General features: G+C 56.4%; 9 protein-coding genes and 1 pseudogene. 1 reads left to right on the top strand and 9 read right to left on the bottom strand.

Annotation, left to right across the window (positions count from 1 at the left end):
* Positions 1–74: 74 nt before the first annotated feature.
* The 9 genes and pseudogenes from NHH03_RS19405 to NHH03_RS19365 all read right to left on the bottom strand — a co-directional run bounded on the left by NHH03_RS19405 (position 75) and on the right by NHH03_RS19365 (position 10,708).
* Entirely contained in the window at positions 75–1,451 is a 1,377-nt protein-coding gene (locus tag NHH03_RS19405; RefSeq protein WP_253158720.1) for a nucleotide-binding protein, read from the bottom strand.
* 60 nt (positions 1,452–1,511) lie between these two features.
* Positions 1,512–2,543, bottom strand: a complete 1,032-nt coding sequence (locus tag NHH03_RS19400; RefSeq protein WP_253158718.1) for a hypothetical protein — start codon at positions 2,541–2,543, stop codon at positions 1,512–1,514.
* Between the two features lie 268 nt (positions 2,544–2,811).
* Entirely contained in the window at positions 2,812–3,762 is a 951-nt protein-coding gene (locus NHH03_RS19395) for a Gfo/Idh/MocA family protein (protein ID WP_253158716.1), read from the bottom strand.
* Between the two features lie 580 nt (positions 3,763–4,342).
* Positions 4,343–5,497, bottom strand: coding sequence for a DUF1207 domain-containing protein (locus NHH03_RS19390; protein ID WP_253158714.1), 1,155 nt, complete (start codon positions 5,495–5,497; stop codon positions 4,343–4,345).
* A 248-nt stretch (positions 5,498–5,745) separates the two neighbouring features.
* Positions 5,746–6,861, bottom strand: a complete 1,116-nt coding sequence (locus NHH03_RS19385) for a transposase (protein WP_253158713.1) — start codon at positions 6,859–6,861, stop codon at positions 5,746–5,748.
* 345 nt (positions 6,862–7,206) lie between these two features.
* Positions 7,207–8,463 (bottom strand): annotated as a pseudogene (locus tag NHH03_RS19380) (YHYH protein); the annotation flags it as partial.
* Complete coding sequence (locus NHH03_RS19375) at positions 8,460–9,191, bottom strand: hypothetical protein (protein ID WP_390895595.1); 732 nt, start codon at positions 9,189–9,191, stop codon at positions 8,460–8,462. The pseudogene NHH03_RS19380 and the gene NHH03_RS19375, both read right to left, overlap by 4 nt.
* A 6-nt stretch (positions 9,192–9,197) precedes the next feature.
* Positions 9,198–10,190, bottom strand: coding sequence for an anti-sigma factor family protein (locus NHH03_RS19370; protein WP_253158711.1), 993 nt, complete (start codon positions 10,188–10,190; stop codon positions 9,198–9,200).
* On the bottom strand, positions 10,187–10,708 hold the full coding sequence (locus tag NHH03_RS19365) for a sigma-70 family RNA polymerase sigma factor (RefSeq protein WP_253158709.1): 522 nt from the start codon (positions 10,706–10,708) through the stop codon (positions 10,187–10,189). Before NHH03_RS19365 ends, NHH03_RS19370 begins: the two co-directional genes overlap by 4 nt.
* A gap of 358 nt (positions 10,709–11,066) precedes the next feature.
* Here NHH03_RS19365 and NHH03_RS19360 point away from each other — a divergent pair, with 358 nt between their 5' ends.
* Complete coding sequence (locus NHH03_RS19360) at positions 11,067–12,632, top strand: IS110 family transposase (protein WP_253158707.1); 1,566 nt, start codon at positions 11,067–11,069, stop codon at positions 12,630–12,632.
* Positions 12,633–12,978: the final 346 nt, after the last annotated feature.

Here is a 12,978-nt window from a genome sequence, read left to right as displayed (position 1 = left end):
ATGTCGTGGTTCGCTCCGCGAACCAACGTTGGATCGGCGGAGCGATCCACGACGATCCGCCAGTCAATGTTCGCTCATGCTTTGGAAATGGTTTCGTTAGGCAGGTCGACAAAATTGTCGACAACGCCGATGCCTTGAATGCCATGACGTCGCAATTGTTCGGCGGCGTCGGCGACGGCCTGTGGGTCGGTGTTGCGTGCGTCGCGGACGATCAATCCTGAATCGGCAGCACTGACGATTCGTGCCGTGGCCCAGGAATTGAACACCGGGCCGTCAAACATCACCAAGTCAAAGCAACCGTCCAAACGGCCGAGCAGGCGATCGACTTCCATCGCCGTGATCGGCAACTCGCGCTGGCCTAATTCGGTCAGCGGAAGCAAGGTTAAATTGTCTTCCAGCGACGCGACCGCGACGCTTTCTAGCGTCTCGCCGTTGCGGATTGCCGAAACCCAATCGCCTTCAATTTCAATTCGTAATTGGTCTGCCAAACTGGGTGATTCTAAATCCAGGTCGATCAGCGCCACACGTAAACCGGATGCGGCAGCGGCAATCGCAGTGCCGATCGCAACCGTTGTGCGTCCTTCGCCGCCGGTCATGCTGGTCACCAACACGCTGCCCAGACCCGCGCGGACTGATTGGCCCATGTGTTGAGCGATGGTGCGGAAGAAGGCTTCGTTAAAGAACAGATCGACCACGTTTTGGGGAATGTCAAACGCGTCGACTTCCCAAGCCGCGCCGGACCAGCGGCGGACCGGAGGAGTCGGTTCGGGTGGGCGTGTGGGTTGGGAATGCGGCAAAGGCGCCGGATGGGATTTGACAGCCGGTGTTTCCGAGACGGAGGTTTCAACCGCCGGCATTTTCAAGGGCGGTGTTTTGACAGGCTGGCGCGGCATCTCGTTCACAGCAGCCGTCGCAGTCGACATCGGTTGAGGCGGCGCGGGTGATTTTTTCGTGACCGCGGGCTCAGCCGGCAGAGTCCGCTGCGTGGGCGCCGGCGGGCCGGAGTGTTGATGTTTCGTCGCATCCGGCGTTGGCTCGCTAAAACGGCCAGGAACGCGCTCGGTAGAACGCTCGGCCGGTGGTCCTGCGGTCGCCGTGTCTCGCTTGATCGTGATCTCTGGCTGCACCGTTGCGTCAGGCTCCAGCGTTACTTCAGGAGCACTGGCTTCAGGAGCACTGTCTACCGCAGGGACCGGGAAGGGGACGACCGGAGTGTCGATCCGCAGCATTTGGCCTTCGGCTTGTTCGAGCCACTGCTGTGTCTGCTGGCCGACCGATCCGGTCACCAAGATCGCTTGCTCCGCACTTGGATCATTCCACGGGCTGAGCGGGCTCACGGGGATCGACGATTCGCTGGTTTCGACCGGCGAAATGTCGCTGGCGATTTCAGGAGCGTTGGTGGTACGACGACTGCGCGCGTAAGCGCCGATGAACGACTGATTGGATTTCATGGATCTATTCGTGCGTGATCAATTGAGGTGTCGTATCCGCGAGTTGGCGATTCGAGTTGGCTACTCGGCGGCTTCCCAGGACTTCAAGATCTCGAGAAAATTCCCGATCGGGTGAGGTGTATTGCTGTAACGGAATTCGTGGGATGGCGATTCCGATTCGCTGAGCGTTGCCGGCGGCAAGCTGTCGGCCAGCGATTGCTCGGCCTCTGCCGCTGAACTGTCTTGACTGCGATAGCCGACCACGCTGTTGGTCGCTTTTGCAACCGGCGGCACGGGTTGGTCGGCCAAGCCGTCAAGCGGTGCGCCGGGGGCGATGTCGTCGTTGGTCTTGGTTGCGGCGTTGTCGAAGCCCGGTACTTGGGCGAGGGCTTCCGTGTCGCTGTCGGCTTGCTGTGCCGCCATGCGAGCCGCTTCGGCTTCGCCGGTTCCAATCTGAATCTTTTCGAGCGTACCCTCGACGTCGTCGGTGATTTCCACCACGAATTCGGACAGTTCGCCGCTGTCACTTGGGGCGACTTGGCTGACTTGAGACCGAGGCTCGGGGCTATCGGCGGATCGCATTCCGCGTCCAGATAGAAAGGCCAACGTTGCCATCATCAACGACAGAAAAATCATCGCCGACCAGGCACCCCAGGATTTGACATTGTTGGTGACTTCCTGCAACGCGCCGTCGAAAAACGCAGGCCGTTTTGATTCGGTGGGCTCGACAGATTCCGCAGTGGCGGGCAGTGCCGCTTCGTCATCCAAAGCACGGAAATCGAACCGTGACGCGTGTGCGTCCGAACGTGTGGGGCTGTTGGGGCCGCTCGTCTGCAATTCGCTACGATCACCCGACGGAGGATCGACGTGGCTGGCAGGTGGCCCGCTATGAGCGTGGTGCACACTGGCTTGGCCGCCGCGTCGTCGCAGCAGTGCTTCAGGAGTTCGATCCGGAAGCTCAAACAGGGTAGGCAAAGGTTCGGCGGCAGGCCGCGTCCCCTGTGGTGGTGTGGGTGGACGGCGATACGGCGGTCCAGATTCGCCCAATTGAGGTCGAAATCGCCCGCGCTGTTGATTTTGCGAGTTGCCGATTGTGTCTCGTTCCTGATCCATCAGTGATATTCCGCAGCGAGGTTCCGCGTTGGGGCACGGTGAGAGCCTTTTTTCAAGCTATTGCGAAATAGTCGAAACCACCCAGCGATGGCAAGGCTGAATGCAGACTTTCCTCAAACACCCTGCCACGCGCGCGCATTTTGACGCTGTGTTCTTATCGCAAACGCGACCTGTCACGGGCCGTTGATGCAATAACGGACGCTTCGGGATTGGAAAACCCGAATGTCTCACGCAAAATCGCAACTGCCTGGCCGAGCCCCGGAAAACTCTAGATCGCGTAGGCTGCGGCGATGATGTCGTTGGTTTGCTTGCCCGTCGGACCCGAAACCGCTGGCGGTCTGCCGCTGAGGATGGCTTGGCTGAAATCGCTGATCAGCGGCGCGTGGAAGTTGGCGTGGGGAGGATGAGACTCGCTGCGAGCCCCCTGGACGGTGACGATTTTCAATTCGCCCTCGTTCAATGATTCCGTACTCGCGTAGCCCTCGGTACCGATCACTTCCAAGCGGTCCGGCGTTTCGCTGGTGCCAAAATAGGACTGCAAAACGCCGTGGCAACCATTGGCAAACTGGACCAGCAGCGTCGCCACGTCTTCGGCTTCGTAATCGGGTGAATCGGCACAACAGGCCTGCACGTTTTTGACCTCGCCAAACAGCTGCAAAAACAGATCCAGTCGATGGCTGCCGATGTCCATCAACGGGCCGCCGCCGCCAAGCGATTTGATCACCCGCCAGTCATCAGCTGGAAAGCGGTTGGGGTTGCCGGTGGTTGCCAGAACTGAAAGCGGCCGGCCCAGTGTTCCCGCCGAGATCAATTCGGCGATTCGTAGCACGACGGGGTAAAATCGGCGGTAGTAAGCAACACCCAGCGTCACTCCGGCGGTCTCACAAGCGTCGATCATTTGCTGGCATTCAACCGGGTCGAGTGCCATCGGTTTTTCGACCAGCACGTGCTTGCCAGCGTTGGCGGCGGCGATGGTTTGCTGGCAATGCAGGTTCACCGGCGTCGCCACGTAGATTGCGTCGACATCCGTTCGGGCAATCAGTTCCTCTGCGGAGGTGGTCAGTTGAGTGATGCCGAATTGCCGGCCAAATTCTTTCAGCCGTGATTCGTCGCGGCGACAGGCGGCCACCAATTCACTGTTCGGGTCGGCCAAGATCGCATCGGCAACCCGTTTGTTGGCAATGTCGCCACAGCCCAATAGTCCCCATCGAATCGCCATCGTCATTGTTCCTGATGCTTGATCGTTCGCAGTTCATCACACGCAAGTGTTCCAGCTGGAAACTGTAGATCGCCAGCGCCGGTGACGACAACCGGGCAGGCGTCGGGCGAGACCGTCAGCCCAATCCCAACCAAAACAGAATTTCCATCACATCAGGGACAGAGCATCACGAGCGGCAGTGAAAGCAAATGCTAGCATCGTCAAGGTATCTACTCGTCGGTCAAAGTGCTCTGTCCCCCCCTCGCCTTTTGCAGGCCAATTTTTCTGCCCTCATTTTTCTGTCCCTCAATCGGGCTTACTTCAACCCATGCCCCCGGGTTCGACACACCCGTGCAAAAGGATGAACGCTTGGGTGGAAGATGCCTGGGGACAGACCTCAACTAAGAATGCAAAGCAATCGGCTCTTCAATCCCAAACCGGCTGTTGTATCCCGTTTCATCGCAATCGCTGGGCCGAGCAGGATTGAGTCTTTCCCGTCACAGCGGGCGTTGACGTCAAATCCCAACGGTTTGAGGTCTGTCCCCGGTCATTGCGCCGGTCATTGCGTAAAGGCGCTATATTCGATATTCGTCGCTGATTTTTAAGGATCGAACCAGATCCCAAATCCGACCTGTTGTTCATGCCAATCTTGAATGGCGAAATGATTGCTTTTGCCATTGGCGTATTGAAGCCCGATCCGCATCAGTCGGCCAGCACGCTTTCGCCAAGCCCAGCCGGCTTGCAGAGTAAAGATCCCGCCAAAGTCGACTTCTTCGCGTAGCAATGCGTTAGCCGCCAAAAACGGGGCACCTAAAATCCCAGTTTGGAGCACCGGTGCACACTCGGCACCAAACTGGAACTCCCATTTGTCACTGACTTGAGAAGAAAACGCATAGCCTCCTTCACCGTAGATCCGGAATTTTTCGGACAGGTAGATCGAGTGTCCAAGCACGATTGCCTTGCGTTCGAAAAATTCGTCGTCGCTAATTGCACCGATCGTGTCCCAGAATTCGCGACTCGGATCGGAACGCAAAAAGTAAACCGACAATTTGGTTTTGTGATTGTTGCGGCTGTACGTCAACGGCAAGCCAAATCGGATATCGGTCGTCAAAATGTCTTGTGATGCAAAACTGTCGTGGCGGAATTGAGCTGCACCTTCGATGTCCAATTGCCAGCCGAGCGGGAACGCCGGGTCCTGGTTCCCGATTCGCAGTAAACCCCACTGTCCACCAATCGACGAATCAAACTGCCAGTCGTCATCCACATTGGCAAACTGAATCCCCGTTCGCGGCTCTTTGGGCCCAGCCAAGTAGGGGCGATAAATCAACCCCTCAGGCAACAGGTCGACACACCAACGCTGACTCGATGCCGAACTGAAGGTGTGCGAGGCGGACTTAACCGTGGGATCAGTTGCAGTGTAGGTGGCAGTTGACGGGATTGTTGATGACGGGCCGTATTCCGAAGGGAAAGCGTATGGATCGAGACCGCCCGCTGAATACAACGCCTGGTCCTGCCCCTGGCAGTCACCTGCGCCTGAACCGCCGAAGTCGGCTATGGAAAACAGCAACACGGTGACCAGCATGATTGAGTGACGGTTGGCAATCGCTGGAGCTCCCAAGTCAATCGTGTTTCTGAGAAGGGGCGGTTCGAATGCCGCGTCAACAAACGACGGCCTATCCACTTGTAGCAACTGCAGGCCTAGTTCGGAAAGTGAGATTTCGCTGCCAAGCGTATCGGCAATCCGGTTCTTGTTCACGACCCGGGACAGAGCCCATTTGTTCAACTGGGGACAGTGTTCAACTGGGGACAGGGCCCATTGGCGAGCAGTTGTCGTTCCCCGCTCGGAGAATCCAGGACGACAGACGCGATCTCTGGGACGTCTTACCTGATTGAAGGCGAGATGGTCCCGCAAATTCGAGCACTGCGCACCCGCGGCGCGTACCGGTACCCGCGTTAGCTCGGCTTAGTGGGCTGAGTTTTCCGCCGAAAGAATGTCGCGACGTTCTATGCAGCTGACGTCAGCAACTTGCGGGCGCTGGGGCGAACTCGAAATCGACGTCCGGTGCGATAACTTCGCTCGGCGTCAATTCGATCGCAGCGGCCGGCCAGATGACAGAACAGCTCTTCAAAACTGGCGACCAGCGCTAGCCAGGCCGGTTTCCCCAACCCCAACCGCTTCAACACCGGTGGTGCGTCCGCCGGAGTCGATCCGGGTTTGTCGGGGCGGAGCTGGCGTGCTGTCCAATCGAGTAGTTCGAAGTAGGCATCGGTGCTGATCGACAAAAATCCTTTGTCGCTACAGCGAAATGACGTTTGACTAGCGACCGGACCGGTTGGATCTTTGGCTTCGTCAATTGTGAGCTGAGCAAGGAATCTGTCCCGCCGTTGCTCGGGAGTGAGGGTCGGAAGCGCTGAGTCGGATTGGGAAACTGTTGAATTGGTTTCAACGCTTGTGTCCTGCGAGGCTGCCGCGAGTTGCTGGCGCGTTTCGATGCGACGTTGCACCGAGGTGTGATCGCTGGCTTCGATGGTTTCGGCCAGTCCGGCGCGAATCGGATTCAAATCCACATAAGCCGCGCACGCCATCAGAGATTCTTCATCAATGATTCGGATCGCGCGAAAGCGATCCTGCCAGAATCGACCCATCTCCTCTTCTTGGCGGTTCGCCCGTTGTGCGATGCGTTGGTTCAGCAACCGCATCCACCAAGAGATGTTGCTCAGCCGCTGCCGCGCCTCTGCCAATTTCACCGGGCAGTTGCGAATCGAATTCAATTCGGGCTCGGTCGGCACTGCGGGCTTGCCATCAACCTTGCGCAGGGGACAGATCAATAGCCAGCGGCGTGCGACTTCGCTGTCATCCCAACTCGCGACAACATCCGGCCGCGAGCGGAGGATCAGGTGGTAGTGGTTCGACAGGATCGCAAAGCACAGCAGATCGATGCCAAAGCAGGCCGAAAAGTGCTCGAGCAGTTCTTCGATCCAGACCTTGCGGTGGTCAAAGTTCTTGCCGCTGATGGGATCATCGCCGAACAAGAAACAGCGACGGACGGTGCGATTGATGACGTGCACGATCGAAACTTCACTGGGATCGATCACTTCACCGCGAGAGAGTCTGGCCATAGCGCACTTCTCCTGCAAAACCCATTTCGGGCATTTGCCGAGAGCGGAGCTCTTGCGTCCGCGACCCAGCCCACAGAAAAGGCGCTTACCCTGCAACCTCAGTCGACAGACCCCCAGTAGAGCCCCTATCGCATCCCGCGTCAAACCCCACGCGTTTGAGGTCTGTCCCCGGTGATTTCGCGTTTGAGGTCTGTCCCCGGTGATTTCGTTGAGGTCTGTCCCCGGTGATTTCGCGTCAAGCATGACCGGCGGGTCAACGATTCACCTGTTGCCTGCTTCCGGCCCGTCACGCGGTGGTGGGGGCGGCCGTCGTGGGGCACGTTCTTGCGGGCCATCATTGCGCGGCGGTGGTCCGTCGCGTTGGCGATTACGCGGTGGGTACTTCTGGGAAGTTTCGCGGCCGTTGGTGCCGACGAACGTGAACTCAGCTGAACCGTCGTCGGCGAGTGTGTAGGAAACGGAGCCTTGCTTGCCGCCCACTTCGTAGACTAGGCGATAACTTCCCGGTGTCGGCTGCGTAAAGTCGGTGATCGTTGCGTCGCGCATTGGACGCAAATCTGGCCGGATCGGTTCGGCTCGCGGTTGCGGATCGACCTGACCACCTCGCTTTGTCACTTCGCCGTAGAACCCACCGTTGAGATAAGGGTAGGTCTTGGTCGCGTGATAGTGGTATTTGCCGCTTGCATCTTTGTGGCCACCGAGCGAATCGAGCGGGGCGAAATCATTCGACGTTTCGTCTTGGTATCCGAAAATCGGATAGCCGTCCAAGGCGTACGCAATTGGTTGCCCCTTGCCCGTTGTTTTCTCGAGATGAACAGGAGCGATGTGGTAGTGATAATCGTCCGCCCGCCCGCAGTGACCTCCGTACTGATCTAGTTCACCGAACAGCAGGGCATCGTCGCCTCGGTTGTTCAGCGGGTTGAAGATGGGGACGCCGTTGACGGCAAGTGCGATCGCTCCGCGCAGGAAATCGTTCCTCGTTGACATCGGCTGCTTCGCCGGAACCGGGTTCAATGGAATTCGCCAGGCGTTCTGACCGAAGTACTGTTGAGGAATCGGAACCTGTTGTTGCCAGGAACGGATGCCGATCATCATCAGGTGGTCGGGCATTCCGCTGGAACCGACATACAAGTAGTCATCGTCCCAACGCAGTTTCAACGAGTCTGAAAATGGCTGGAAGTGTTCGCGGATCGATGGCACGAGCTTGGCTCCACCCTTCGAGTGAAGTGCGTTGTTGTTAGGCGTGTTCTGTATCACCAGGCGCAGTTGACGCGGTTGGTTGAGGGTCTTGATTGCTCCTAAACGGTTTGTGACCCAGGCTCGGTCTGCGGCGTTCAACCGATCCATCTTGAGCGTGATCAAACGGTTGTCATCGCTGCGAAGTTGGACCTGATCACCGAACGTGGCGACAAACGTGCCATGCAAGTGAGCACCGGAGTCACCAACGGTCCAAGTCCTTGATTCATTGTCCGTTTCTGCATCGCCCTGGTGCGGGCCATCGTGAGCCAAGAGTATGCTGGGCATCGCCAACATCATCGCGATTGCAAGTATGCAGCGGCATGGAGCTTGGTTGATCCTATGCGTGTTTCTTGGTTTCATCATTGTGGCCATCGTGTCGGAGAATTCGGGACAATGTTGTTCAGGTTGGAGAAGTCGGGTCGAGACACGCCATCGGGCGGGGCGGCGACGAAATGGCGGAAGATGACCGTGTTGTCGAGTTCGATGTCATCGGTCCAAATGAAACGCGCGCCGCTGAAATCATGCTGAAAGAAGGGTTCTTTTGGGCCAACCTGCTGATGCGAATATTCCTTCGCATGGCCCCAGGTCTTGTCGTCGAAATCGATCGCGTTCCAGTTTTCGGGGATCGCCAGGTTTCTCACTTTCGGATTCTTGGTGTCACGATTGATCGGGCCGTGCGAAAATGATTTGGCTTTCCAAGTCGCATCGGTCACCGTGCCGTCGCCAAACTTCAAGATGAATCCGGCGTCGCCAATATTGGTGTTGGCGTATTCCATGCCGGTTTGCGAATTGGCGTTGTCTTTTGCCATCACGGCGATCGTCATCGGATATGCAGGCAGAATATCAACGCTGACCACGTTGTGCGGCATGAACTTGATCGAATCGACCGCGACATGCTCGCCATTGATGTACAACGTAAACCAGTTGTCGGCATACACATTCGCTTTGACTGTGTCGCTGATTTTTGGTTTGCCGACTCGATTCATGCGTGGCTGCCGGTCGTTCGGCGACTGCGCCCACACCTGCAATGCGATATGCGTCGTGCTCAGGCATACGGCGACACCGATCACAATCCAAAGAAAACGTTTCATCGGTCTTTACTCAAAATCCACGACCCGCTCGGGGCCGTGATGGGCTGAATGGTCGAAATGGTTGTTGGGAAGCGTCTGCTCATGTGTCGCGGTCATCGTCAACGTGATTTGCTCGGGGCCGTATGACATTTTTTCAAACCGCATTTCATGAATCTTGCCGCTCGATTCGGCGTAACGAATCTGCACTCGGCTTGCGCCACGGAAGCCCGGTTTCTTGACGGCGACCATGCGTCGGTAGGTTTCACCGTCTCGATCGGTTGTTGGATCGGGATTTTTGCGTGGCAACAATTCAACGTGATAAGCGGTGCGCAACGCTTCGAGTCCGTCGTGCAGATTGTTGATTGGCAACCCGTCTTCGTGGCCAGGAAGGTCTCGAGCAAATCGAGTCAGATCATCGCTATATCGAACCGGACCGTCCGGTCGCACGGCCCAACTTGTCGTTTCGTTTCTGCCGGTGACGAAGAATTCACCTGGTGAGGTGTTGCGTTTGAGCACGAACTGGTCCGACCCGCGAACATCGAGTACCGCTCCGTCCAGCGATGGCTTGGGCGGTCTGCGCCGTTCAGGCGAATTCGGGTCTTGATGCTTTGGCGGGATCACTACGTTCAGGACTGAGATCACGAACGAACGATCCCCTGGCAGATCATTTGCCTTGATGATTCGATTCAACTCAATCATCGCGGCAGAAGCCAAAGGTGCATCGACGGATTGCAACAGGAGCGAAACGGTCAGCAGCACAGCACAGGCGGTGCACACCAAGGCGAACGAACGTCGGTTCCACCGGTTTGATTGTGGTTTGCCGGGTAGCACCGCGTGCAACTCGCTATTTTCGGATGCGACGAATTCGCTGCGTAAACGGTCATGCAGCATCATGTAAGAAGCAAATTGCCGGGCGTTCGTTGGATCTGCTTTGATCCACTCGTTGAACTGTGTTTGCTGCTCACGTGTGAGAGTGCCGTCGAGGTGTCCGTGAATCAGTGCTTGATCGTCAGGATTCACGAGACATTCGCCTCCAGTGCTTTGCGTTCGATGCACTGTCGGAGTTGATCTCGAATTCGCTGCAACGCTTTCGCAACCGAGTTGGGATTCATGTCAGTTTGGGAAGCAATCGCGGCCGGTTTCAAGTCTTCTCGATACCGCAGTCCAATCAAATTCTTGGCACGACCATCCAGCGACCCCAGGCAGTCTTGCAGGAAGTCGAACGCCGTCGATCGAACTTGTGCCTGTTCATTGAATGCGACAGCAAGGCAAGCGACCGCATCGTCATCGAACACCAGCGGATCTCGGCCTCGACGCCGCAAATACAGACCCACCTGCCGCCGGGCGATTCCGATCGCCCACGGAATGAATGGCGAATTTCTATCGTAGGAATCAAAAGACTCGATGACGGCGACAGCTACGTTTTGTAGTACGTCGTCTCGGTCGCGGAAATCACGGACCACCGAGGCGATGAAAGCCGAGACTGCTGGCTGGGCCAGTGTCCAATGTCGTGCCGCCTGTCGAACTGTCTCGTCCACTCATCTCTCCACAAAAGGAATGCCTCACGTTGTTACTTATCCGAGCAACTTGATTTATGACCAACCTTTTGTCGATTTTTGCAAAACATTTCCCAGTGACCGCAACCAGATCATCTCTGGCGACCTCGGTCCGTCAGAGGCTGGGACCGTATGGCGAATGGTTTCTTTTGGGAAGCGAAGCCCAGCAGTGCGTGATCACAGCCACCCCAATGCGGAACGCACACGAAGGGGCGCGACACTGACCAATAAAACCCCTTTCCCCTGGTATGTCCCCCAGGTTCAATAAAACCAACAGAAGGGACCATCCAAATGCTCAACTGGAAGAACTTAACCCACTTCCAATCAAGGAGACATTCAGATGGTCACCAAAGCCAAGTCTACACGAAAAAGAACAAAAAGTTCGTCTAAACGCCGGTACATCGGTAAGCCCAATGGCATCATTCAGGAGCGAGTCGAGAATGCCGGACCGACGCACTTTGGAGTCATCTCGGTCGACTGCGCAAAGCGGCGTTCAAAATGGATGCTTTGTGACTTTTTCGGTAGGGTCATCATCGAACCGGCGGATGTTGAGCACCATCGTGGAACGCTCGACGCGATGGTGCAGCAAGTTGACTCCGCATGCCAAGCAGAGGGGCTCGTCGACTCGATTGTCGCCGTGGAGATGACCGGTGTGTATCACAAGCCTGTTCAGCGTGCCTTCCGGGAAGCGGGATACGACACACGAATCATTCATCCATTCGCGTCATCTCACTATCGTGAAACACTCCATCCCGACAGTAAGACCGATGATAATGATCTGGAAGCGATTTTTCACGCTGCAATCAACGGGTATGGTCTTTCCGTCTTGCCGATCAACGAGACCTACCGATCACTGCAGAGACTCTCCCGGTTCCGCCGCAATCTTGTCAAGCAACGCGCGAGACTCAATGTGCAGATCAGAGTTCTCCTACATCAAGCAATGCCAGGATACGCTGACCTTTGGGAAGACGACAAGTTGTTTCATCATTCTGTCGCGTTGCCAATCGCAAAACATTTTTCATCCGCCGAATCGATCAAAAAGGCTAAGCAGGCTGGATTGGCAAAGCACCTCCGAAGGAACAAGATTCGATTTCAAGAACGCACTCTTGATAAGATCGTTGCATGGAGTCTCCAAGCAGCCGAGCCCGATCCGCTCGCGAACTTGCTGACCCAGCAGTGGAAACTGTTGCTTCAACTACGCGAGGTACTCTCCGATCAGATCATCCAGACGGAACGCAAGTCTGCTCATTTTCTCGCTAAAACGCCGTATATCTTACTGTTGTCGGTCAAGGGCATTAATGTTGTTTCGGCGGCCGAGTACGCCGGTGAGGCAGGCCCCATCGAGCACTACGCATCGGCAACGGCGATCAATGGTCGCGCCGGTTTGTACCCTTCACGCTACCAAAGTGACGAAGTGGATCGGTCTGATTCTGTCGCCAAGAGTTGTAATCGGCGTCTGCGCGCCGCCTGCATTCTGCTGGCAAAAAACTTGATCAAGTGCCATCCCTACTATCGCGGATTGTCCGCCGTTTGGTCTAGGAGAAAGATCTCGACGCAAGACCGAAACTGCCGAATGGCAAACCGTGCCAACCGAATGGTATTTCAGATCGTCAGTGGAAGGCAGGTCTGGCGTGGTAAAGGGATTGACCGCGACTATCTCCTGTTCAAGTTGCATGAATTCCATCGCACACATCGAACACCATTGGACATAACCGTCGCCGACATGAACGAAGCATTCAAGCGGCTTCCCACGGCAGTTTATTCTGGCGAAGCAAAACCGCTCGCGGAGTTGGCCCGCATGAAACGTCGCGGGACAACCTCGATTGGAGACTTGTTGATTCCGCTACTTGTTCGACTTGGAGTGCGACAAGAAACTGAGATAGAATCAAAGACGTCCGAAGCTTAGGGCCCGCATTGGCTTGTCAACGCTGCGCAAGCGGCACACTGACAACATCGATCCTTCCCCGAGGGCAGACGCGGCTTTTCGGAGCTGCCGTCAACAAGCCCGTGGAAAAAGCGTGATGCTCTGTCAGCGGTTCAAACGCCGGATGAGACAGTGTGAGGCTTCTAAGCTTCGGATATCTACCAGGGTGGCGAGAATGAACCATCCATGCTGACAGAGACGTGCCTCCGCAGCCGATAAGCCATTGGACTTTGAGTCGCAAAAAAGTTACCGTGAGGTAATGCCGCTAAGCGTCCGCGCGCATCTCGCAAACGCGAGCAAAACAAAGTTCGACCATGACAGTGCTTTT

Source organism: Stieleria tagensis (assembly GCF_024129865.1).
Taxonomy (GTDB): domain Bacteria; phylum Planctomycetota; class Planctomycetia; order Pirellulales; family Pirellulaceae; genus Stieleria; species Stieleria tagensis.
The sequence above is the reverse complement of the archived record's forward strand: the minus strand, read 5'-3'. Positions and strand labels throughout refer to the sequence as shown.

Coding starts and splice junctions, on each gene's coding strand:
- NHH03_RS19375 (WP_390895595.1), bottom strand. CDS start 9,191: ATGAAACGTTTTCTTTGGATTGTGATCGGTGTCGCCGTATGCCTGAGC.
- NHH03_RS19385 (WP_253158713.1), bottom strand. CDS start 6,861: ATGGCCAGACTCTCTCGCGGTGAAGTGATCGATCCCAGTGAAGTTTCG.
- NHH03_RS19400 (WP_253158718.1), bottom strand. CDS start 2,543: ATGGATCAGGAACGAGACACAATCGGCAACTCGCAAAATCAACAGCGC.
- NHH03_RS19405 (WP_253158720.1), bottom strand. CDS start 1,451: ATGAAATCCAATCAGTCGTTCATCGGCGCTTACGCGCGCAGTCGTCGT.
- NHH03_RS19360 (WP_253158707.1), top strand. CDS start 11,067: ATGGTCACCAAAGCCAAGTCTACACGAAAAAGAACAAAAAGTTCGTCT.
- NHH03_RS19395 (WP_253158716.1), bottom strand. CDS start 3,762: ATGGCGATTCGATGGGGACTATTGGGCTGTGGCGACATTGCCAACAAA.